Annotated in this window: 18 protein-coding genes; 3 read left to right on the top strand and 15 right to left on the bottom strand. The window is 44.8% G+C overall.

Annotation, left to right across the window (positions count from 1 at the left end):
* Positions 1–236: 236 nt before the first annotated feature.
* The 3 genes from TH63_RS04890 to TH63_RS04880 all read right to left on the bottom strand — a co-directional run bounded on the left by TH63_RS04890 (position 237) and on the right by TH63_RS04880 (position 5,573).
* Positions 237–1,580, bottom strand: a complete 1,344-nt coding sequence (locus tag TH63_RS04890) for a vanadium-dependent haloperoxidase (RefSeq protein ID WP_048919962.1) — start codon at positions 1,578–1,580, stop codon at positions 237–239.
* A complete protein-coding gene (locus tag TH63_RS04885) occupies positions 1,580–4,732 on the bottom strand; it encodes a VCBS repeat-containing protein (RefSeq protein ID WP_231583548.1) in 3,153 nt (1,050 codons plus the stop codon). The genes TH63_RS04890 and TH63_RS04885 overlap by 1 nt, the downstream gene beginning before the upstream one ends.
* Positions 4,733–5,330: 598 nt before the next feature.
* Positions 5,331–5,573, bottom strand: a complete 243-nt coding sequence (locus tag TH63_RS04880) for a hypothetical protein (protein ID WP_048922590.1) — start codon at positions 5,571–5,573, stop codon at positions 5,331–5,333.
* Between the two features lie 284 nt (positions 5,574–5,857).
* Between TH63_RS04880 and TH63_RS04875 the strand changes: the two genes are divergently transcribed.
* The 3 genes from TH63_RS04875 to TH63_RS04865 all read left to right on the top strand — a co-directional run bounded on the left by TH63_RS04875 (position 5,858) and on the right by TH63_RS04865 (position 9,134).
* Positions 5,858–6,976: an acyloxyacyl hydrolase gene (locus TH63_RS04875; RefSeq protein ID WP_082161555.1), complete on the top strand. Its 1,119-nt coding sequence runs from the start codon at positions 5,858–5,860 to the stop codon at positions 6,974–6,976.
* A gap of 204 nt (positions 6,977–7,180) precedes the next feature.
* Positions 7,181–7,612, top strand: coding sequence for a hypothetical protein (locus tag TH63_RS04870; RefSeq protein ID WP_048919959.1), 432 nt, complete (start codon positions 7,181–7,183; stop codon positions 7,610–7,612).
* Positions 7,613–8,069: 457 nt separating this feature from the next.
* Positions 8,070–9,134: an O-antigen ligase family protein gene (locus tag TH63_RS04865; RefSeq protein WP_197088637.1), complete on the top strand. Its 1,065-nt coding sequence runs from the start codon at positions 8,070–8,072 to the stop codon at positions 9,132–9,134.
* Positions 9,135–9,236: 102 nt separating this feature from the next.
* Here TH63_RS04865 and TH63_RS20890 read toward each other — a convergent pair whose 3' ends face one another.
* The 12 genes from TH63_RS20890 to TH63_RS04805 all read right to left on the bottom strand — a co-directional run bounded on the left by TH63_RS20890 (position 9,237) and on the right by TH63_RS04805 (position 22,542).
* Positions 9,237–9,965: a CatB-related O-acetyltransferase gene (locus TH63_RS20890; protein WP_156180383.1), complete on the bottom strand. Its 729-nt coding sequence runs from the start codon at positions 9,963–9,965 to the stop codon at positions 9,237–9,239.
* A 217-nt stretch (positions 9,966–10,182) separates the two neighbouring features.
* Positions 10,183–10,917 (bottom strand): ABC transporter ATP-binding protein, encoded by a 735-nt coding sequence (locus TH63_RS04855; protein ID WP_156180381.1) that lies wholly within the window; start codon positions 10,915–10,917, stop codon positions 10,183–10,185.
* 6 nt (positions 10,918–10,923) lie between these two features.
* Positions 10,924–11,721 (bottom strand): ABC transporter permease, encoded by a 798-nt coding sequence (locus tag TH63_RS04850; protein ID WP_048919956.1) that lies wholly within the window; start codon positions 11,719–11,721, stop codon positions 10,924–10,926.
* A 4-nt stretch (positions 11,722–11,725) separates the two neighbouring features.
* On the bottom strand, positions 11,726–13,888 hold the full coding sequence (locus TH63_RS04845) for a glycosyltransferase (RefSeq protein WP_076606406.1): 2,163 nt from the start codon (positions 13,886–13,888) through the stop codon (positions 11,726–11,728).
* 1 nt (position 13,889) lies between these two features.
* Positions 13,890–14,378 (bottom strand): hypothetical protein, encoded by a 489-nt coding sequence (locus tag TH63_RS20230; RefSeq protein WP_156180379.1) that lies wholly within the window; start codon positions 14,376–14,378, stop codon positions 13,890–13,892.
* 378 nt (positions 14,379–14,756) lie between these two features.
* Complete coding sequence (locus TH63_RS04835; RefSeq protein WP_048919953.1) at positions 14,757–15,476, bottom strand: rhamnan synthesis F family protein; 720 nt, start codon at positions 15,474–15,476, stop codon at positions 14,757–14,759.
* A gap of 9 nt (positions 15,477–15,485) precedes the next feature.
* Positions 15,486–18,095 carry a glycosyltransferase gene (locus tag TH63_RS04830; RefSeq protein ID WP_048919952.1) on the bottom strand — a complete coding sequence of 870 codons (2,610 nt, stop codon included), beginning with the start codon at positions 18,093–18,095 and terminating at the stop codon, positions 15,486–15,488.
* A gap of 23 nt (positions 18,096–18,118) precedes the next feature.
* Positions 18,119–19,201: a glycosyltransferase family 61 protein gene (locus TH63_RS04825; RefSeq protein WP_048919951.1), complete on the bottom strand. Its 1,083-nt coding sequence runs from the start codon at positions 19,199–19,201 to the stop codon at positions 18,119–18,121.
* Between the two features lie 57 nt (positions 19,202–19,258).
* Positions 19,259–19,627, bottom strand: coding sequence for a hypothetical protein (locus tag TH63_RS04820; protein ID WP_156180377.1), 369 nt, complete (start codon positions 19,625–19,627; stop codon positions 19,259–19,261).
* A 37-nt stretch (positions 19,628–19,664) separates the two neighbouring features.
* Positions 19,665–20,789, bottom strand: a complete 1,125-nt coding sequence (locus TH63_RS04815) for a glycosyltransferase (RefSeq protein ID WP_048919949.1) — start codon at positions 20,787–20,789, stop codon at positions 19,665–19,667.
* 308 nt (positions 20,790–21,097) lie between these two features.
* A complete protein-coding gene (locus TH63_RS04810; protein ID WP_082161554.1) occupies positions 21,098–21,970 on the bottom strand; it encodes a glycosyltransferase in 873 nt (290 codons plus the stop codon).
* Between the two features lie 188 nt (positions 21,971–22,158).
* Positions 22,159–22,542, bottom strand: coding sequence for a hypothetical protein (locus tag TH63_RS04805; protein ID WP_048919947.1), 384 nt, complete (start codon positions 22,540–22,542; stop codon positions 22,159–22,161).
* Positions 22,543–22,661: the final 119 nt, after the last annotated feature.

Here is a 22,661-nt window from a genome sequence, read left to right as displayed (position 1 = left end):
GGCGCTCAGCCAAAAGAGTGGCTTTGGTCCTTTTGCTGCCGTGGCAGTTTGTTGTGGAAGCAGGTATACAGGTAATGAAAGGTCCTCCGCCAGCTTGAGGCCTTGTGCTGCGCAAGGCCATGAGTGGAGGCCCTGTGTTTTAAGGCTGTTTTAACCTGACCTTCAAAAAGAGACCAAAAAAGCAGGGAGCCAAGCTACCTGAAGAAGCAGGAGGCAATAGTTCTGTAAAAGAGAGGCTACTTTTTCGCTAGCACCTGGGGTCCACCCTCTACCTTCCGGAGCACCCACTCCCCTACCTGCAAGCCCTGAGTGCGGCCGTTTTCTATGGCATCCATGAAATGGATACCCCCATAGAAGCGGCTTACCCCTGCTTCTATGGCAGCGTCCTGGAAGGAGTTAAACGTGCGGGCGGGCAGCCCGAAACGCTCTTCCACGGTATCAGAGTATTTAAAATGATCACCGAAGTAATGGGTTAGAATAACCGCAGAAGCTGACGAGATAGTGGAATGGCCACTCAGGTACTCAGGGAACGGCGGGGTCTGGAGCAGGGGCCGGAACGATGGGTCAAGCTGCTGTCGGATGGCCGTTTCGGGCCGTATACGGTTGCTGCGGAACTTCTCATCCCAGCAGGAAATAAAGCCGTCCATCAGTGCCAGGGAAACCACGGTATGCACCTTCAAAGCTTTGCTGAAATCAGTCTTGGCCTGGGCACAGGCAATGCCGGTAATACCCAGCCAGTGGGCACCGGGTGATATTTTCTTCAGGCCCGCCTGCAGATGCCCGTTGTCCTGCAGGGCAAACGGGTTGCAGTCCCAGAAAAAAGCGATTTCTTTCTGTTCCTGGGTAAGGGTTTTGCTGGTGGTATAAGCGTGCTGCAGCAGCTGGAAAAAGGGAGAGGCCTTCTCTGTGGAAACCACCACGGGCGGTACCGGCTTAAACTGGCTGCTTCTGTCTAAAGTAAACGACCTGATGGTGCTAAAATAGGGCTCTACCGGGGCAAAATATCCGGGTGGGGTGGGATACCACTTTCCCTTTCCTTCAGTAGGCGTGTAGCGGGCGTAATTACTGATGCGGTTGTATTTATCTGCTTTGGCGTAAGCCAGAACCCCTTTGCTGACCTGCTGCGCATACGCCAGTGAAGCGGCAATCACATCTTCAGACAGGCCTTCCTGCCGGCAGGAGTCCAGGAAGTGTGTCTTGAGCGAGTCCAGCAGCGCGCCTGAAGGCTGCATTTTCCGGGCAGTTTCCATCATGGCCAACAACGCCGTCAACTCCACAGAATACCCGGTAATAGAATCAGGTTTGTGCAGTTGCGGGTACTGGTTCAGCACCCCGTGCATAGAGTGATAGGAACTGTCGTTCTGAGACACCACCTCATACCCGGCAAGGGTGGCATACGAGAAAAACCTGGAAGCCAAAGGCGGATTGGTGACATCATTCACCATGACATCTGTCATGCGGTGAATGATCTGGCTAATCTGTTTAGAACTGAAAGCCAGGTTCTGCTTTTTCTCCTGGCCCCGCTCTGCACAGCCCCAAAGGGCTAGTATCAGCAATAAGAACGGCAATCCTTTTTTCATTAGCGTAACTTGTAAGCGGTAAGCGGCATCTGGTTTATGCCAAACAGAACCGTATTTTTCAAAGGCATAATGCTGCGCACATCGCCGTAGACTTTAAACCCTGACCGCTGCTGCGGCACGTACGTAAAATTACCCTTGCCGTCGTTCTGCAGCAGCATGCCATAGTTGGCGTCTGACTTCCCGAACCGCAGCCGGGCCTTATTCACGTTACCGCCCAGCAGCACATCTGGGGCTCCGTCGTGGTTGGCATCAAGCGTGGCCAGGGCAAATACTGGTGCGTACTGGGCCTGCAATGGCAGGGGCATTTCTTTAAAGGTTCCGGTGGCTGTACCCTGAAAGTAAGCCGTTTGCAGGTGATTGCTAGACAGCTTGCCCGCTCCTTTAAGTTCCTCTGCAGAGAAGATGTTTTCAAGGCTGGCGTTGGCGTAACTGGCGTAGTCCTGAAAGCGGGTGCGCATCATGCTCACCTGGTCCAACAGTTCATCACGGGTCACATAAGGGTAGCTTTTGCCCTGAACATAAAAGCAAAGGATAGGATCTACCGCGCCATTGTCGTCAAAATCTTTATAATACAGCTCAGCGGGTTCTTTGTCTGAGGCTTTGCACTGGGTATTCAGCCCCTGGTTACCCACCAGCAGATCAGGTCGGTTGTCGCCGTTGAAGTCAGCCACCAGGAGCTTGGTCCACCACCCGCTGTATTTTCTGGCGAAGAAGGCCTTGGTGTTTTGGGTTAGTTTCCCGTTTTTCAGGCTGAAAACGGTCAGGGGCATCCACTCCCCTACCAGCAGCAGCTCAAGGGTACCGTTCCGGTCTAGGTCATGCCAGGCGGCATCGGTAACCAGGCCTATCTGCTGCAGTTGGGGGGCAATTGTGGCTGTCTGGTCAGTGAACTGCCCTTTGCCATTGTTCAGGAGCACGTAACTGCGCGGTGTTTCGGGGTAGCGGCCCGGCACCACGCGGCCGCCCACAAATAGGTCAAGGTCCCCATCGCCGTTCACGTCGGCCGCCCGGGCACAACTGGTACTGGTGCGCATGGCCGGCAATGTGCCGGTGGGGGCTTTGGTGAAATTGCCTTTGCCATCGTTCAGGTACAGCCGGTCCTGCAGGGCGGCATCATCTGGGGTAAACTGGTGGTACCCCCCGCTCACCACGTACAAATCAGGGGCTCCGTCTTTGTTGGCGTCAAAGAACAGGGCATCTACATCATCACTGGCCTTGTCAAGGGCGAAAGCCGGGGTAGGTTTTGCCGTAAATTGACCGTTGCGGTTCTGCAGGTACAAGACACCAGCCTGACCAGCCCCCCCGCCCACAAACAGGTCTTCCAACCCGTCTCGGTTCACGTCTGCTTTTACCATGCAAGGCCCACTGAACGATTGGGGGCTCACCATGAGCGGCTGCCGCTTAAAGTCGTTTACATTGTTTTTCTGGTGCGCAAAAGGCAAGGGGGAGGCTGTAGGGCTGAACAGCGGTTTTTCAAAAGGACGAGCCACGTAGGTACCCGCCGCATTCTTCTCCTCCAGGGTGAGCACCTGGTTGGTGGGTACCTGGGTGAGCACCTGTTGTTTGCCGCTCTGCCATACCACCCGCACTGAGTCTACCGCGGTAAGGGTGCCTAGCCCAAAATGCAGTACCGGCGACACCGTGCTCTGGTATCCGCGGGAGGGCATCTGCTCCTGAAACTGCTGTTGCCCCTGGTGGTACAGGGTTATTTTGGCCCCCAGGCCTTGGGTATTCAAACCAACCCCTGCCAGTTTTACCTGCAGGTACCGGTTTTTCAGCTGCTTCTCGCTTTGGTTCATGTAGACGAAAGCGGTTTGGTTTACGTTGTTTGTGACCAGGTCCAGATCACCGTCATTATCAAAATCTGCGTAAGCGGCCCCGTTGCTGTTTGATGGAGCGTTAAACCCCCAATCTTGCCCCATGTTACTGAACTGCAGGTTGCCATTGTTCCGGAACATATAATTGTTCACGTTTGAGGCCGGCATTTTAGAGAGCAGGTTCATTACACTCTCAGGCGTTACCCTACCGCGCAGGTACTGGAAGTACGAACTCCGGAACTTGATAAAGTCCATGTTGGTGAAATCACGCAGAAAGCCGTTACTGATGAACAGGTCCTTCCAGCCGTCGTTGTCGTAGTCCGCCACCAGCGGCGCCCAGCTCCAGTCTGTATTGGAGACGCCGCTCAGCTGGCCAATTTCACTGAAGGTACCGTTGCCATTGTTCACCTGCAGCATGTTGCGCATGTACTGGTGGTTGAACCCGGCCTTGACCAACAGGTCAAAGTATTCATAATTATCAGGCCCAAACAGCAGCTTCTGGCGCTTGTTGTCTTCCGGCAGCATGTCCAGGGCCATGATATCGGTCAGGCCATCATTATTGATATCTGCCAGGTCATTGCCCATAGAGTAAATAGGCGTGTGCTGCAGGGCAGGTTTTGATTGATCTGAGAAGGTGCCGTTTTGGTTATTGATCAACAGGCGGTCAGGGGCTGAGTAATCATTGGAGACATAGAGGTCGGGCCAACCGTCCTGGTTAATATCAGACACCCCCACGCCCAGTCCGTAGGAGAACGCTGATTTGTGCAGCCCCGCCTTGTCTGACACCTCTTTGAAAACGGCCTGGTTGTTCTGGTACAGCTTGGCCTGCATATTGCGCTCCGGCTTTTTCAGAATTTCTTGGATGGTCACTGCATCAAGGTTCACAAACTGCACCGGGTTGTGGTTGAGCAGGAACAGGTCCAGGTCCTGATCGCGGTCATAGTCAAAGAACACGGCATGGGTGCTGTAGGCCGAATCGGCAAGGCCCATCTCAGCGGCTTTGTCAATAAACACCGGCACCCCATTGGCTCCTGCGCCCTGGTTTATGAACAGCTGGTTAACCCGGGCACTCCCGGGCATGTGCCCCGAATAGCACTGGTATATATCAGGCAGGCCATCTCCGTTTACATCAGCAATGGAGACTCCTGTTTTCCAGGTATTGGGTCTGCCTGCCACCCCGGCAACGGCCGTTACATCCTGAAACTGCATCTTTCCTTTGTTCAGGTACAGCTGATTAGGCACCAGGTTCCCTGAAAAATAAATATCCTGCAGGCCATCCTGGTTTAAATCGCCTACGGCCACGCCCCCACCGTTGTAAAAATACTGGTAGGCCATAATGTTGGCAAAGGGCGTTTCAGTAAGAGCATTGTTAAAGGTTACGTTGGTTTTTTCAACAGGGAGCAGGGTAAAGAGCGTGGGAGCGGCAGTACCTGCACCAGCCTGGCCTGCCTTTTCTGATTTTGTGCTTTTTTCACACCCTAAAACAGACAGAAATAAGAAAGCAAGCCCTACCAAGGGTGTGTATTTACCTAAGCACATGATGGATTGTTAAAAAGCCTATAATAATACAGAATGTATTGCAATTCCCATAGGCCTTTGTACCGGTTTCAGGTAAACCATTAAATATTTAAGAGAAGGGCAACAGGCAGCCAACCCCTCCACCCCTGCTGTACCTTTGTATGGTCACGCTAAGGCTTCCTTTATCCGGGAGGCAGGGCCTGAACCTCCATCTATGGATAAGCCAAATGTAAAGGAGCAGAGGCTCCGGATTTGCCCGGGCAAAAGAAACCTGCGCAGTGCCTGTCGTCTACCTTGCCCAATGGCTGCTCCTGGTAAAGCCTATAAAAAGAGCCGCTTTTCCTTAAAAGGAAAAGCGGCTCTTTTTATAGGCTTTGTACCCTGTTACACAGGAGAACTGCAACAAGTGGCTAAGTTACTCTATCCAGCTGCGGCGTTCGTCAAAGTGGTTGCACCCGAACATAGCGCCGGTGATCATCTCAAACTGTTTGGGCTTGGTATCATGGAGGGCGTCAACGTGTACCAGCGGCAGCACATATTCCGGGTCCATGGCGTGCTTGCCGGTCAGTTCATCACATACCCCAAAGTCTTTGCTTTGTACTTCAACTATCTTTTGGTCTTGCACCCAGTGGGCACAGTGATTACAAGTCGCTTCCATAAGTATATGCTTTAAGTGAAACATCTCTAGACTAGTTATAGCCCTTCTTAAAGCAGGAGGTTTCAAAATGGCTGCTGTTTTATCTTATTTAGGAAGATTCTACCCAACCATTATGGGCGACGTCGCTCCTGCCCTATGATACCACAAGCAAATAAAATAAGCATAAGAGCTTTCCTGCGTGGGTTGATGCCAAATAGTTTCTGCATTTCTACTATCTTTAAAATCGCCTTTCAGCTTACCCAAAACCACAGTAGACCTGCCATTGTCTAACCTTTTACCGTGCTATGCTCCGTTCCTTAAGGGCCTTCTTTCTCTTCCTATTGCTCACTGCCTCCCTTCCTGCTTTTTCCCAAAACCAAGACCCACTCCCATCGCCGAAGGGATCCTGGTCTTATGGCGTGAACGGGTATTACGGGGCTTTTTTCCGGTATAGGTCGGGGCTTTCCTTGCTCAATTACTCGCACCTGCATGGGGTGGAGCTTTACGCCAACAAACAGACCTCGGGCAGAAGGTTCTGGGAGCCGAAATACAAACTTCCTTCCATTGGGTTTGCGCTGGCTTATTTCAATTACATGGTGCCCCAGGAACTGGGAAAATCGGTGGCGGTGACTTCTTACCTGGATGGCCCCATTACCAAAATCGGCAAAGGAAGCCTGCGGTATAACCTGGGCACTGGCTTAGTCTACAGCACCATGTATTACAACTCCACGTCCAATGAAAATAACAAAGCCATTGGCAGCCCCCTCACCTTCTCGCTCAGGGGGAATTTGCGCTATGAATACCCAGTCCATGACCGTTTGTTTCTGAATGTTATCTTTGGGTTCCGGCACTTCTCAAACGGCAGCCTTAACCAATCCAACAACGGCATGAACATGCCGCTGTTGGGTCTTGGGGTACGCTACGGCTCCAAACCACCGGTGGCCCCGGCGGCAGGGCAAGACCCTACCGCCCCCGAGCTTGACAAGCGCGTGCGCATGAATATCAGGCTGGCCGCCGGCGTGAAAGAGGTGCTGCGCGATGATTTCAAACACCAAGTGTACATGATGTCGGCCTTCGCTAGCAAACGGGTCACCCACACCAATTCCTTTTTACTGGGCGCCGATGCCATTCATGATACCGCCATTGGCGAAGAGTACCTGAACAAAGGGGTCAACTACCCAGAGGGCTACTTAGACAAGCGGACGGCCGGTATTTTTGTGGGGCATGAGTTACACGTGGGGAATTTGGCGGCCGTCTTCCATTTTGGGCGCTACATTTACCAGCCGCACCATCTTTTCCCTGACTATTACCAGCGCTACGGCCTCAAGTACCAGCTCTTTGAACATCTCTCGGCCAGCGCTTTGCTCATGGCCCATGATGGCCACGCCAACGTGATTGAATGGGGCCTTGGCTTTCATTTATAGGTTGGTCACTTGCCAGCGCGGCCTTCCCTTCTCAGGAGAAAGCAATTAGCGTTTTTGGGGCCTTTTTCTGAAAACAGGCTCAAAACAGCTTTCATAGGTTTTGCAGGATGGGCTCTTTTTTGAAGTTCGAGTGAATCTGGCGTAATCTTTCCTATGGTATATAGGTATTCCTTATATTTACCTCTGCAACCAACCTCTGAAACTATGTATACAGGATTACAGCACTTACACTCTTATATGGGCTATCTGGTGCTATTAGGCTTATTGATCTCTTTGGGCGCGGCCCTGGTAGGCTTGTCGGGCAACAGAACCTTCACAGACAAAGACCGCAAACTTGGTCTCTTCGGGCTCATCGCCACGCACCTGCAGGTGGTAATAGGCATTATCCTTTACCTGGTGTCCCCGCTGGGGTTATCCAATGCCTCTGGCGCCGCCATAAAAGACGCTACTTCCCGGCTTTATTTCCTGGAACACCCCCTCATGATGGTGCTGGCCGTGATCCTGATCACGGTGGGCTACTCTAAGGCCAAGCGCCAGATTGGAACCAACCGCGGCTTCAAGACCATCGCTATCTTCTACGGCCTGGGCCTGATTCTGGTACTCAGCCGCATTCCCTGGAATGCCTGGTTAGACTAACCTGTCCGTGTGACAAGGTGCAAAAGCCGCTTCTGCTAAGGCAGGAGCGGCTTTTTTGTTTTTAAATGGCTCTATGTTTCTTAAAAAACTTCTGGTGTAGGTCATTACCAGTCTCCTATACATTGGCAAGGAAATACTAAAGAGATCACCTTTTCCTTTGCTATTTTTGCAGAATCACCTTCAAGAAATTTTCAAGGCTGCCAACCTAAAAAAGGCTTAATGATTTGCCTTCCTACTTGATTTACCATTCTCCTCCATGATTGAATTTTTACATTCTCTTAATAAGAAAGAAAAGGGCCTCTATGCTTTATTCCTGCTTTTCTTTATTACCCTCTTTTTTGCGCAGCTAAGCGCTCTTAGTTCTAACCTCGCCGGGCTTCTGGTGATTTATAGCTTCTCTATCGGCAGTCTGCAAGAAAAATGGTTGACCTTCAAGAAGCGCTTTGACCTTCAGGCCATGTTAGCCTTTTTTCTGCTTCTGGTAGTTAGTACTCTGGTGTCTGATGATGTGCCCATGGGTCTGCATCACCTCAAGATCAGGCTGCCGTTATTCGCATTTCCTATAAGCATTGGATTATTGAAGCTCCGCGAAGACTTCAAAGAAAACGTCCTGCTTTCTTATGCCACCATCACCACCTTGGTCTGCCTGCTGTGCTTGGGAAGCAGCATCCATACCGCCTACTCCGCCAGCCGAACCGATTATCTTTACAATGACGCACTCACGGGGCTTATCAGGCAGCAATCCATTTACGTGGCCTTGGCGGTAAATCTGGCCATTTACATTTTCGCCAAAGCCATATTCTTCCAAAACACCAAACACCCTTTCAAGATGTTGCTGGCTGTGGTTTTCCTGTTTGCCTTTAGCTATCTCCTGGCCAGCCGTATTATGTTTGCGGTATTGGTGGCGGCAACGCTCTGTTTCAGCTTCTACTACATACTCCAAAAGCGGAAATACTTGGAAGGCGCTACCCTGGTGTTAGGCCTGGTAATAGGAACTGTAGTCATTAATAAGCTCCTTCCCTCTACTTTCAACCGGTACAAAGAACTCACCTACCAACGCTTTGACTTTGAGAGCAAAGGCCCCGAAAGCCACTACAATATGGCCATTACCCCAGACCAGTGGAACGGCGCCAACTTCCGGCTGGCCGCCTGGACCTGCGGTTGGGAGGTCTTTCAGAGCAGCCCAATTACTGGCGTCGGCGTGGGCGATAAAGACGAGGTGCTGCGGGAGAAGTACCGCGAAAAGAAATTCCACATGGCTCTGCAAACCGACAAGAACGTGCACAGCAACTATCTGGACGTGCTTTTCTCCACCGGCGTGATGGGCTTTTTGGTTTTCTTGCTAGCCTGGGTGCTGCTGCCTCTGGGACAAGCCTACAGAACCGGAAACGCCCTTGCCCTGGTCTTCCTACTCACTTTCTATACCGCATGGATCACGGAAGTCTACTTTGGGAAGAACTTCGGGACCATGCTGGCGGGTTTTTTTATTCCTTTTGTGCTCTTAAACTCAAATAAGAAATAAGGCCCCGAAATTTCGTTTTCGGTGTCTATCTATATAAATCAGAAGACAGTCCATAAAGAGCGTTTACTTCTTTATGGACTGTCTTCTGATTTATATAGATATTTAATTAAGTATGTCGCTTACTTTTTGGAAAGCACCTTGGTAAGGTTCCAGTTGATCTTTCGCTTTGTTGAATTCTTCAATAAATTGGGTTGGCGACCAAATCGGAAACGTATTCAGAACCTTTGGGCTGTAATTCCACCATTCTGTTTTCTGGATTTCAGAAATTAATTCAAAAGGTAATCTGAACTTTATAAAGCTGGCAGGATTTCCTCCAACTATGGCATAGGGCGGAACATCTTTTGTCACAACTGAACCAGCTGCAATGATCGCCCCGTCCCCAATTGTGACGCCAGGGAGTACCATAGCACCATGCCCAATCCAGACATCATTACCTATGACAGTTCTCTGCAGGCTGGTGGGCGGGACAGGTAAGTATTGTATTTCTTGTGTGGTGACCTCTTTTAAATCCTCATTAAAAGGAACAATCATGCTGTTATTGAGGTACAGGAATGGCGATGTACTGATCCAGTTCAAAGGATGGCTTTGGCGCCCTATCTGTATGTTTTCCCCGAAAGAACAGTATCTCCCAATCTTAGTTCCGCAAATGAATCCGCTGACCATATAACTAAAAGCGCCCAGTTCAACCCCTTGCTCGGTAACAGACCATTTCACACCGCAGGGGGAGGAAAATGAAAGGTCGCTATCAATATGAACCATTCCAGGGAGAACCTCTAATCCATGGCTTTTTAAAACCTCAATTTTTTCAGCGTCTAAATTTATCAATCCCATATAATTACCTTTTAATTTCTTTTGATTCTCAAACTGAATAAATACTCCTCTATACCTATAACATACACCCAAAAAGAATTTACTTGGCAATAGGCAAACTATATAAATACCTTAAAGTTGCAGTAGAGAATTCTAGCTTTGGCGCTTCTAATTCCTAAATGATATAAATTCCCTTAAAAATAACCCATTTTAAACTTTGCTTTTGCAGGCGTTGAATTTACTGGTTATCCTCCAAGTACATATCTATAGCAGTAGTAGGGTCACCTATATATTTTAATTCGCCATTTTTCATATAAGCCGCCCTATGACAATATTTTCTTATGGTTTCCATGCTATGGCTCACAAGAATAACGGTTCTCCCTTCAATCCAGGAGCTTTCAAAAACCTTAATGGCCTTCTCTTGAAATTTGGCATCGCCCACCGCGAAAACTTCATCTAAAAACATAATATCTGCTCCTGCATTAACGGCCACAGAAAACCCTAATCGGGCAACCATACCAGAGGAGAAGAACTTTATTTTGGTGTCTACAAAGTCTTCTAACTCGGCAAAGGCAATGATTTCATCAAAAATGGCATCTACCTGTTTTATTTTTAAGCCTAGTACTGACCCCGAAACATAAATATTTTCTCTGGCCGTAAGTTCATGGCTCATACCTACTCCAAGGTTCATGAGCATGGTAGAACCATTAATTTGAATGTAGCCACTGTCTGTAGGGTACACCCCTGCCAATAATTTTACCAGCGTAGATTTACCACAACCATTACGTCCTAATAGCCCAATACACTCCCCTTTTTTTATTTCTAATGACAAGCTTTTTAAAGCAGGCACAAACTTCCTTCTTGGCGGATTAAATATATTGAAAAGACGATGCTTGACTGTATTATGGCTGTCTTCTGTAATCTTAAACGTTTTACTAATATTTCTTGCTTTTATAGCTATCTGCTTATCCATAACCAATTACAATTTCTCAGAAGCCTTTGCTCCTAACTTATTCAATAAAATTAATCCCAACATTAAAACCAGAAAGGCGTACCCAAAATCAAAATAGAAAAGCTCCCACTCTGGATATACGCCCTCCATTATTACTTTACGCGCATTTATAATAATACCTGCAAACGGATTGATATAATCAGCACCAGGAACACTTTCTCTAAAGGTCTGAAGCCTATAGAAAATTGGAGACACAAAGAAAAACAGCGTAGTAAACACCATCCAAATCTGGCTTATATCTTTTGCTATTATATAAACATTTGACAGGATTAAAGAAAATCCCAACGCCAAAATGAACATATTAAAGAAAAGGGGAACAATAAACACTGCCTTCCAGGTAATTATATTATCTCCGGGTTCTATTACTAAATAAAAGAAAGTAAAAACGGTGAGGTTAAAAAGAAAGCCAATAGAATTACTCAGCAAAGTAGATATATAAATTTCCAGCTTATTCATATTACTGTATTCATATAAATACTTTTTAGTATTTAAAATAGAAACAGTGCCACTGGTGCTTTCTAAGAAAAAATTATAAAATATTAGACCAATAAAAAGAAAAGACGCGTAGTTATCCACGCCCTGCTTCATAATAGTTTTAAAAACTATATAATAAATAGCTAAGTCCATTAAAGGCTTGATAACGGCCCAAAACAAGCCTAGCCTATTTTCATAGTATCGTAATTTAAATTCAATCTTAGCCAATAAAAAGAGTCTCTCCAGTTTATTGCTTTGCCTAATCCAGTCTTTGTAAACAGTTGTAATCATTTAATTAATATTTAAGTAATCTTAATCCAAAAAGTGCCATTTTCTTTAAGGCAGCGTTTTTATTCACCACCTTTTTTCCAAAAGATTTAACTGAACTTGTTAAACCTGAACCTAATTTTAAATTAATTTCTTCAGTAGGGCTCTCATAGAAGAAACCAGGCCCGTTTGCAGTAAGCAAATGGGAAATTTGAGGCCCGAATTTACTAAAAAGCAAAGAATGTTTTTCTGCAATGTATTTGTAAGAGAATACCAACTTGTTCTTGTTCAGGCTCCTGAACATAGAACCCTTTCTTACCCTATAATGGAAATGGAATTCTGGAATTGCTACTCCATTGAATCCATGTTTTACCAAGCCCAAAACACTATCATAGTCTTCCAGTCCAAACTCCAGTTGGGCATCATTCTGCCCGGCCATTAGGAAAGCGTCTTTCTTATAGACTAACCCACTGCTATTGATCATGTTGTGCGTTAATAAATAAGGCGGCTGGGGATTAAAGGTGATCCAAGTCTTTTCTGACCTTCCAAAATATTGGACCCAGCACCCTACAAAAAAAACATTGGAGTATGCTTTTAATATTGAGATGGCTTTAAAATAATACGTAGGGCTTACTTTATCATCCGCATCCAGAAAGGCTATGTAAGAGCCTGCAGCCTTTGAGGCGCCAAAATTTCTGGCCGTAGCCAGGCCTTCATTTTGTTTTCTTAGAACGGTGATTTTAGGATCTTTCTCTATTTCCTGCAGCACTTGAATACTTTGAGCCTCAGTGCTTCCGTCATCAATGATTATAAGTTCAAGGTGCGGGTAATCAGAAGCGAGAACAGACTGGAGAGTTTCATTGATATATTGTCCCATGTTATAGAATGGGATGATGACTGTTAGCATATCATTCTGCGCCGGTACCGTGGCAAAAGCTTCCTGGTACACAAAAGGGAATTTCTCTGCCACCGGCGGCACCCCGGTTTCTAAAAGTGCCTGAATTACTTTTGCCTTTTGGGGAAAGATGGTGGCGTAAGAATATTTTTCCAGGATACTTTTTTGCGCACGCTTCCCTATGTCGATAAGCTCTTGAGTGCTTAACTCTAGAATACGCGTGAGTTGTTGTTTAAAATCGCCTGAAATACTATGGTCAAACAGAAACCCTGTCTTGCCGTCTTCAATAATTTCCCGCTGACCGCCCTGTTTAGAGGCTAACACCACCTTGCCTAAGTCCATCATTTCAATAACCGCATAAGGCAGGTTATCTATCAGGCTAGGAAAAACCACTACTTGCGCATCTGCTACATAAGCCGCTGCCTCTTGGGGCGTAATTTTGCCAACGAAATGCAATAATCCTTTTTTGATGTAGGCTTGGTATTTCTGTTGTAGAATATCACCCATGGTGCGCATTTCTACATGGTAGACAATATCTATTGCACCCACCATGTACAATTGGCAGGTATGGCCTTCGTCCCATAGATCTTTAAAGTAAGCCAACAATGCAAAGCTTCCTTTTTGCCTGGATAACTTTCCATAATAGACTACTTTGCCCGGAGTAATATCTGCTTGGATGTCAAGTTCCCGGTTTACCCGTTGATATGGGTTAGGCACAAGTGAAACTTTGTTTTTATCCAGGGGAAACGTCTTATCTATTTCTTTGGCCAAAAACTCTGTAGGGGTCACCAGATAAGAAGCCGATACAATAGCCTGTTTCTCCATTTCACAGATCCAGAATTCAGGAAACTTATAGGTGGCTACCCTATTGTACTCCAAATACAAGAATGCAGGAGAATGTAAGGTAAGTAGTACCGGTATAGAGACAAAAGGCTCAGAGAGGGTATGCTTGAACTGGAGGAGGTAGTACCCAACTCCCAGGTAATCTTGCGCCTCTATGATATCTGGTTTCCCATGTAGGTCAACCACCTTTTTTAAAACATTTACAAAGGCGTAACTGAGCCGGGCCGAGTAATCAAGGTCCATCTTCTCAGAAAGGCTGTTTACATTGAACCGCACCACTTGCACACCTTTCTCTATAGAGTTGCTATAGTCTTGGACCTGGTTATCTGACAGAAAGACAGTTACCTGATATCCATTATCCTGCAACATGCGCGCTGTATGAAGGCAATACGTGCTAATCCCGCCCCCATGGAAAGGGGGATATTCTGTAGTTAGAAGCCAGTATTTAATCATGTTACCTTGCCTCAGCTTTAGGTAACAAGGACTTCCAGGTGCGCTTGCCCATTACCGCCTTAATGATGTGCCCCATGCGCTTATACCATAATGGCAACACCTCGTATTCCTGCGTGTAGAAATTCAGAATATACTCTGTTTCCTTATGCTGGGCATTTTCCCGGAACAGTTCATGAAGGGTAGTTATTTCTTTTGCCCGTATGTCAGCTAGCAAGGCCAAATGGTGATTTTGCTTATGCAGGGCATACAAGTCCTTAAACAAAGCCGCCAAGTGAGGCCGGTTTTCTTGGAAGGCTTTGCTGGCTTTCTCTATTTCCTCTACTACCCCTTTCAGGGTGTTTAGCTTACCTGGAGTAAGAAGCAAAAAATCTTGGTATTGGTATCTGTGGTTCAGGTACTCCTGGTAAAAATAAGTAAAAGATGAAACCTTGGTGTCATTCATTAGCAAAGTGCCAGGAAGCAAATGCCAGGTAAGGTTCTCTGAGGGCATTATGTCACACGTTACCCCCTCCAGAACAAACTCAGTGAACCCTTGCCTGGTAAGGAAATTTTCTAGAAGCCCCCGTAAGCCAAGTGCTGCGTTATTATAAAAAACGCACAGGCCTCTTTCTGTCCTTAAATAGCTAGGATGGGCAAACAAGATACCTAATTGGTTCAGAAAATCCGGACCAGAGGCGTTCTGTACCAAAATGTTAAAGGAGGCCGTAGGCGCATCCTCCCCATAATAGAAAGAAGTTAAATCCAGAACAAAACCTGGCTCCGGTTCCTCTACGCCATGGGTAAATGAAATAGATGTATTACCTATAAGGGAAAATACTTCTCTTACCTGGGTGAGTTGGTTTGAGCGAATGCAGACCTGATTAAACATCTAAATACCAATAATTTTAAATCCGCTGGAAGTGACAATCCAACATAAAAGTCTTTCCCAGGAATGGGTGATAGTACCATTTTTGCCATCCAAGATGTTTCCGCTCTCCAAGGATCCCCGGATTTCAACAGGATTATTTTTGCCAAAAAAACCAAGGAAGACAGAAGTCTTTACCCAAAACATGGTCCCCCCCACAAACTGGTATCCTGCAGGTGTTAGGTTATACCGCTGGCTTAACTGCTTTAAAAGGGTATTATTTGTAGTATTGAAAGTACCCGTAGTTGGCTGGAACTCGTTTCTGAGCGTAGACTTGGTACCTACAATACCCACGCTTTTATCATTTTCCATCAATTCTAAAATGGCACTAAATTTTGCGGGCTGAATGATTTCAAACAACTTTTCCTTTTCAAGATTTCCAGAGAATTTTTGGTAACTCCTTTTATCGTGCAACAAGATCAGGTAAGGAATTTGGGGGTACAATTTCTGAACCAGGTCTATCAACAGAAGCTTTCCACCAATATCTTTTCCTTTATTGGTGGAAATAACAAACTTCTCCGTTTCAGAATTCTTAAAATTGCCTTCCAGAAACAATTTCTCAGACAAACTAACCAATAGTAAAACCTTATGGCCAGTTAACAGGCTAATACGATTCCTGATATCTTCAATCCCGTCTATGCTATAGTAGTTATGGTATAGAATAGCACACTTGAACGTCTCCATCTGGGTATACTAGTTGAAGTAATTAGTAACTGCGTTGATAAAGGCTTCAGGATTAATCTCTTCTACCACAATTCCTTTATCGTAATGCCTTACTTGGTCAAACTGGCCTCCTAACTTAAAGCAAGCGGTTGGAATTCCAGTCTCTATAGCTTCCAGCGTAGTGTAAGAGAAGGTTTCAGACCATACAGATGGAATAAAAATGACATCAACCTTATTTTGCGCCAGTTTAAAGTGAAGCTCATTTAATGAATAGCCTCCTGTTTTGATTATAGCAGGATGATCAAACGTGGATTGTATCCCCCCAAAATTAATCAGCTTAAAATGATGCAGATTATTCTGCTGTATATAAATGGCCAGTTCTTGAATAAACCTAGCCCCCTTCGCTACAGAATGTATATTTCCTAAAATACCAATATTTAATATACGTTTCTCATTTTTGGTAAACCCAACCAAAGAATGCGGCGTTAATTGAATTTTAGTACTTAACAACGGCCAAACCTTCAGAAATAAAGCTTTAGTAGATTCACTAAACACCACTAATTCATTGGCATAGACAGTAAGTAGGTCGCCCCAGGTTCTCCTCCACTCTTCTACAGTGGTGAAGTCATTTGGCACCAATTGAGGATCAATGTTTTTACTAATCCCCTTCAGACAGGTAATACACTCACTTAAATCAGTGGGCACGCCACAAAACTCTTTGTTGTCTCTAAACAAAAGGAAATTAGGACATATAAAAAAGAAGTCATGCCCTAAGGCTTGCAGGAAGACATCACTATTCTTCTTCTTGTACTCAATAATTTGCTTAGCCAACAGCAAGCTATTATGGTAACTTACTAAGTTATTTATTACAATCTTGTTTATTTTAAGGTTGTAAAAGTCAAACAAATCAAACAAGGTCTGAATTTCATCAATCCCAAACTTTAGATTATAGTTCTTATAGGAAAGAGAAAACAGAATTCTTTTGTCGCCGTTTCTGTTCGGATTTAAATACTGCCCATAAAGAAAGCAGTTTTCCTTTTCTTTTAGCAAATAGTTACTTGCATATACATTGGTTCCGCCTCCTAAATCATGATCCAGAAACACAGAAACCAGTTTACCTTCAGATTGTAGTATCTTTATAAAATAAGCAAGCTTTTGTAAAATAAAGGTGTTATTGTTAAAATACTTTTTAAGCACCTGATTAAATTCAGGATGAAGCACCTCTAATTTCTTTTGGTTTTCATTCAGCAACTTTACCTTTTCTGCGCTGGCAAAACTCCCTCCGTGTTTATGGTAAATAAATAAATTAGAATTAAGGACACTTTTATAGCCCTTTTTTCTTGCCCTAAAACACAGGTCCACCTCTTCCCCGTAACCTCTAGGAAAAGCCTCTTCATTTAAGGTACCCACTTTTGTAAGCATCTTACCATTTATGGCCATACAGAAGCCAACACCTGTAGGAATTTCTTCATAATAGGTCTGGAAATCTTTAAGAGGGGCGTTTAATGATTCTACATCATACCCATCTAATATGGGGTTATCTCCTAAATTTGGAAAGCTACAGATAGTGGCACAGTTAGACATGGGCGTAACAGTGCCTATTTTATCATCTAACAATAAAGGGGCTATTAGTGTAGATAACCAGTTTCCAGGGACTTCAATGTCACTATTTAGCAAAACTATTACATCTTGCCGGCAAATACTTAACAGCTTATTAACGGTCTTAGTAAACCCTAAATTGGTTGTATTTCGTGTTACATTAAGGTTATTATATTTAAGTACTGCTTCCTGCAGATAATCTACAACTTCTTGATCAGGGCTACAATCATCTATGATATGTAGTGTAAAGGGCAAGTCACTATTACTAAAAATTTGGGGTATTAATTTTTCTAAAAAATGCAAACCATTGTATACAGGCAAAATAATGTCTACAGGCACCTGGTTATCGGCTCTATAATTTAGTTTCGATATGATTTCATGGTTACGCTTAGTTTCCTTAAGCTTCTCCGCGTGGATTGTACTATAGGTTAATAACTCGGCTATATCAACTTCTTTATTAAATTGAGTTTGCTTTTCATCAATAGCTGGTAACTCATGGTAAGGAAGGGGCACATAGGAGCCGTCAAAAACCGACTTCAGGATTTTCTTTCTTTCCTTTACGTTTTTTTGATAAACAACCTTTTTGAGAAACGAAGCCCTGCTTTCACCAATTTTTTCAAGCACCTTAAAGGACTGGAAAATGGCTTGCGGTTTTGTAAGTTTAAAAATAGTCAAGTCAGAAGCTTCAAATACCACATTAGTCTCTGAAACATCTAATCTAAGTCTGTAACAATCCCAGGGAAGCTTAACCAGTCCTAAAACTTCTGCATCTCTGAAGTACAATTTCCAGTGGTATTCTTCAGAGTATCCGTTTCCAAAGTCAAAATAAATTTTAGGAATAATAATTTCACCTTGCTGCAACTTAAGCCCTAAAGCAACTTTATACCAGCCAGCTTTTAATATGCCGTCCAGAGGCCAGATCTCAAAAAAAGGATCATTATCAAAAGACTCATACGTTATTATCCCGTTAATTTCTTGCTGCTTTAATGCTGGGCTAGGGGTAAGACTTATCTTTATTTTTTTGGAAAACATAATACTCATTAATTACTCTCGTAATTAAAGTTTTAAATTAATTTGGACAAAACAGAGTCAATTGAACTTAGCTCAATTTCCCATTCATAATCTTGCTGCCGCCCCTCATATGTAATGGTTGGAAACACGCAAGGAAAATACTTTAGCTCATTGTGGACAGCTAATGTAGCAAAGCAGGGATTTGTATACTTATCAGGTATAAGTTCTATAATGGTGGTGCCTTTTTTACAAAAAAGGATATTGGTCATTCCAGCTCCGTGGGGAGAAATAATAATATCAGCCTCATGAAAACTATTGGCCTGATCTTTAACACTCTGACCAGTATTAGTATATATCTTTGCGTGATACTTCTCCTTTAGATGATTAATTAAAAGTTGTTCATTTTTTATTATCCGATTCTTACTATCTAACCTAGCGCAATACATTAGGCGCTTTTTACCTAAATTTAAAGAAAACAGGCTACTTTTCTTTTTAATAGAATTTTCAAAATAGCTTTTAGAGAAGTTAAGGACACTTATAGAAGCTTCAAAAGCAAACTCCCCTCCTAATAAAGAAGGATAAATCATTTCCTTAGCCAAATACAAACGCTCATCTACAACAATGAACTCTACTTCATTCTTCAAATCAACATTAAGAATTTGAAGGTATTGAAAAGCAAAGTCGGGCAAACTTTTAGGCAGAAGTAACTTTAGATTTGTATATATATTCTTTAAAGAAAAATACAATATTAAGGTTGGCAGACATTGCAGGCACCAATGGTAATAATTACCATATCCAAGATTATAACCTACAAAATATACAAACTTCTCTGACAGCTGCGTTACCCCTTTTTGCCTCTTATTTAGTATTTCCTGAACTAAGCTTTCTGGTTTAAGATAGGCAGATTGTAGAACAACATTAAGCTCTTTATCAAACACCAAAGCCCAGTGAGGATCAATATATTGATCCTTCAGAAGGATTGCCCTGAGTGGGCAAAGGTTATAAGTAACATCAATGTTGAACACTTTTTTCAACGCTTCAATTTCAGAAAGACTTACCTTAGGAAATAAAGTAGAGCCTTGTTGAAAAGACATTTCAACAAGTGGATCTTGATTATAGATGTTGATATTATTCAAAATAAACCTCGGATATATATAATGGCAACAGCAGGTATTCTTCTCTTAAAAAGATGATTATGCCTTTTTGAAGATTTTTTCTTTAATATACCCAATTAAGCTCCTTTTCTCATACGTGCGCTTATACCACTCTATATCCTGCTGTTTTCTAACAATTTCACTGATCAGCTTTTTATTGAGCTGTTTATTGCCTTCGTTGTTGCGTTCCACTACCAAAACCCGCTGGTTCAGTTCTTCTACCATTTGGATTTTAGTCTGCAAAGCAGCTTTCAACTGAAGGATCTCCTGGTCTTTGGCGTCCAGCATGTTTTGCTTATGGGAAAGCTCTTTCAGCAATTGTAATTGAATGGCATCCAGTGTTTTATGAATATCTTCCAGATGATCTGAGGAGGATATGTAATCCTGTAAAAGTAAAGCGTTTCCCATATATGTAATCTGTAATAAAATATTTTGTACTAGCACCTCAAACAGCGGAAGCGTAGGGATTCCCCTTTTCTACCGGCTTGGGCCCTTCATAGACAGTTCTATACCCCCTAAGGTTTAAATCAACATTAAAATCTTCTTCACAAATTGAGAGAGAGTATTGGCCCATCACCTCCAGCATCTCCCGGTTGTTGAAGTAGTACAGGATTTTTCCTATGGCTTCAATGTCGGTTTTGAATACATCTCCGTTCAGGCCGCTTTGCACAATGTCGCGGTTGCCCACGCAGTCACTTAACAAGACAGGCTTTTTTAGGGCCAGGGCTTCCAATACGCTAAATGACAGGCCTTCAAAAACGGAGGTAGAAATAAAGAGGTCTGCCTGTGCTACTAGGGCAGAGGCGGCGGCGGGTTCTAACCAACCAGTAATAGTTATATTTTTAGAGGTAAGCAGGTGCTTCCCGTTGCCATCACCAGCCCAGATAAATTCTATCTGGGCAAAGTCTTCCAGAAAGGAGGCAATGGCATTAAACAGCACAGGATTTTTCTGTTCTTCTATTCTGCCTATAGTGATAACGGTAAACTTGTCCGTAGGCTTTTTTACCAAGTGGGCAGTTGAAGACGGTTTTAAGGAGACACCGTTATTAATAAAGGAGGCATTGATACCCAGCTTGCTGTATTCCTCCTGCTCTGAGGCCGAACAGCAGACCACTTCCCCCCCCAAGCCATGGCCAAGGCGTTCAATCTGCTTAAAGGTGAAGTTCAGGAAGGAGTTTCCTGTGCTCAGGAAAGGTGCGCCGTTTGGTGTATAGATTACTTTTTTAATACCCGCCAGCCTACAGGCCAGCCTGCCTAACAGACCGCTCTTGGAGGAATGAAGATGCACAGCATCTACCAGGCCTCTTTTCTTGAGTCTTCTAAGAATATGGTGAAGCTCTGAGAGGGCAAGAAAATCTTTGAACGGATTAATGGACCGCTGCACAGACTTCCAGCGCAGGAACCGAACGTTTTCTTTAGGGAAGGTGCGTTTCACGTCCTTAGCCGACATCACTTGCTTGCGTTCCCCGTGTATGATGATATGAAGGTCCTCAGGCATGGTTTCTGTGAGGGATTTCACAAAAACGGCAACCCCAGAAGCAAATGGTTCTATTACGTGGACAATCTTCATGAGCCTGGGAAAGGGCAGATGTTTTTTCGCTTCTTACTTCAGAGGCTTATGAAAGCAAAGATAGTTATATTTTGCATGTTCCCACTTTATTTACACTAGGCCAGTACAATATTTTTTAGCACTAGACCATTTTTTCTCCAACAACCCTCTTTAAAGCAAGTCAGCATCTGTTCTGGAGCAAAATACCCTTAATCATGTAAAAATTGAAGAAAGGAAGAGGTTATTATAAAAGTTTTAAAACGGCTTAAACAATACCTAACAATTGGTATAAATATTAAGATAGTTCTAAAAGAGGCTCCTTGAAAACTTTAGTCAGGTGTCTCCGTGGACCGGTGGCGGCGGCTTTTAACCCACAGAACAAAGTTGTAGGGCACCACCTGAAGCAGGGAAAGTTTGAACAGCCCTTTCATTTTCAACCAGGGGCTGGTACCAAAGTCAGCCACCACCCGGTATCTGCCTTTCAGCTGACCAGATCTGTTCCCCATGGAGATGCCGCCTTCATTAATCTCACAGGTAACCAGAAGCAGATTTAAGATGGCCCCCTGCATGTGGTGCAGCATCTGGTAGAACAAGGCATAGTCTTCTACAAACGGGTAAGTAGTGGGGTAGCCGCCAATTTTCTTTACCAGACTTGCCCTGAACATAACGGTAGGGTGAATAAACACATTGCGCGCATGCATTTCATCCAGAATGGCGGCGTGTGTGGTGGGCGTGGTATACGTAAACCTCAGACCATTCTCAGGAGACTGAAACCTGCACCAGGAGCCCAATAGGCCTACAAGGGGGTGCTGGTACAGAAACCGGACTTGTTGGTAGAAGCGGTCCTGGTGGCAGACATCGCCACAATCTAGCCGGGCAATATACCGCACCGTCAGGTTTTCCTGGATCCAGTGCAGGCCGGCATTCAGGGCGTGGGTGATACCGCGGTTTTCGGGCAGGGAAAGAAGATGAAAGGAGTAGTTTTCGGGGAGGCTGTCTTTCACCAGGGCTGCGGTCACCGGAGCGGTGCTTCCGTCATCTACCACCATTACAAAAAGCCCCGTCGCCTGGTAAGAAATGCTCTGTAAAGACCGGGTTAACCCTTCTTGGTTATTGAAACATGGGATCAAGACGCAAACGTCCAGGCCACCTGCACTGCCCTTGCTTTCAAATCCCCCATCACGTCTCTCTACGTCTTCCATGCATTCCTTCTTCTTAGGGCCCGGCTGTTTTAGGCCTGTTTTTCAGAAAACAGGCCTAAAACAGCCGGGCCGGTAAGATCAATTTTTCAAGCCCATTTATTAGTCCAGGCAAAATTAACGGATTAAATGGTCTTCTGTGTATGAGCAGAAAAATGGGAGAAGCACAACATGGTGTCTGGCGCGGGCAACTACTGCCCTACCTTCAGTTGGTTGATCATGTCATCCAGCAGTTCCTTGGGGTACCCCACGCGGCGGGCATACTCCAGGCAAAGGTTGTATTCCTTGTCGGCCAAGTTTCCGTCCTGCAGCATCATCATGACCAGCGTCTGCAGCTCCAGGGTCTTCTGCATGCCGTCTTCCGGAATGATAAAAGACAGGACCCCTAGATTCTCGGCAATGGGGCTGGTGTCCTGCTCAGAAAGCTCCAGCTGCTGCCCAATGGTTACCAGAAAGTCGCTTTCCTGCTCATCCAGGTAGCGGTCTGCGGTGGCCACAATAATCAGGTTCTGGAAAAAGGAGAGCTTTTTCTTCTTGGTATTCAGAAGTTCATCAAAAGAGTTACCGGTTGCCATAATCGTCATTTAAGGTACATTACCCTCCTACATACTTACATCTGGGGGTATAAGTTGAGAAGAACCGTGAAACGGCCGCTTCCAGTACTTGTATGATTAGAAGTAAAAACATGAACGCG

Origin of the sequence: Rufibacter radiotolerans, from assembly GCF_001078055.1 — a bacterium.
Taxonomy (GTDB): Bacteria; Bacteroidota; Bacteroidia; order Cytophagales; family Hymenobacteraceae; genus Nibribacter; species Nibribacter radiotolerans.
The sequence above is the reverse complement of the archived record's forward strand: the minus strand, read 5'-3'. Positions and strand labels throughout refer to the sequence as shown.

Coding starts and splice junctions, on each gene's coding strand:
- TH63_RS04870 (WP_048919959.1), top strand. CDS start 7,181: ATGTATACAGGATTACAGCACTTACACTCTTATATGGGCTATCTGGTG.
- TH63_RS04820 (WP_156180377.1), bottom strand. CDS start 19,627: ATGGGAAACGCTTTACTTTTACAGGATTACATATCCTCCTCAGATCAT.
- TH63_RS04855 (WP_156180381.1), bottom strand. CDS start 10,917: ATGGATAAGCAGATAGCTATAAAAGCAAGAAATATTAGTAAAACGTTT.
- TH63_RS04805 (WP_048919947.1), bottom strand. CDS start 22,542: ATGGCAACCGGTAACTCTTTTGATGAACTTCTGAATACCAAGAAGAAA.
- TH63_RS04815 (WP_048919949.1), bottom strand. CDS start 20,789: ATGAAGATTGTCCACGTAATAGAACCATTTGCTTCTGGGGTTGCCGTT.
- TH63_RS20230 (WP_156180379.1), bottom strand. CDS start 14,378: ATGCCCTCAGAGAACCTTACCTGGCATTTGCTTCCTGGCACTTTGCTA.
- TH63_RS04885 (WP_231583548.1), bottom strand. CDS start 4,732: ATGGCCTACCAGTATTTTTACAACGGTGGGGGCGTGGCCGTAGGCGAT.
- TH63_RS04830 (WP_048919952.1), bottom strand. CDS start 18,095: ATGAGTATTATGTTTTCCAAAAAAATAAAGATAAGTCTTACCCCTAGC.
- TH63_RS04835 (WP_048919953.1), bottom strand. CDS start 15,476: ATGGAGACGTTCAAGTGTGCTATTCTATACCATAACTACTATAGCATA.
- TH63_RS04850 (WP_048919956.1), bottom strand. CDS start 11,721: ATGATTACAACTGTTTACAAAGACTGGATTAGGCAAAGCAATAAACTG.
- TH63_RS04890 (WP_048919962.1), bottom strand. CDS start 1,580: ATGAAAAAAGGATTGCCGTTCTTATTGCTGATACTAGCCCTTTGGGGC.
- TH63_RS04875 (WP_082161555.1), top strand. CDS start 5,858: ATGCTCCGTTCCTTAAGGGCCTTCTTTCTCTTCCTATTGCTCACTGCC.
- TH63_RS20890 (WP_156180383.1), bottom strand. CDS start 9,965: ATGGGATTGATAAATTTAGACGCTGAAAAAATTGAGGTTTTAAAAAGC.
- TH63_RS04810 (WP_082161554.1), bottom strand. CDS start 21,970: ATGGAAGACGTAGAGAGACGTGATGGGGGATTTGAAAGCAAGGGCAGT.
- TH63_RS04880 (WP_048922590.1), bottom strand. CDS start 5,573: ATGGAAGCGACTTGTAATCACTGTGCCCACTGGGTGCAAGACCAAAAG.
- TH63_RS04845 (WP_076606406.1), bottom strand. CDS start 13,888: ATGATTAAATACTGGCTTCTAACTACAGAATATCCCCCTTTCCATGGG.
- TH63_RS04865 (WP_197088637.1), top strand. CDS start 8,070: ATGTTAGCCTTTTTTCTGCTTCTGGTAGTTAGTACTCTGGTGTCTGAT.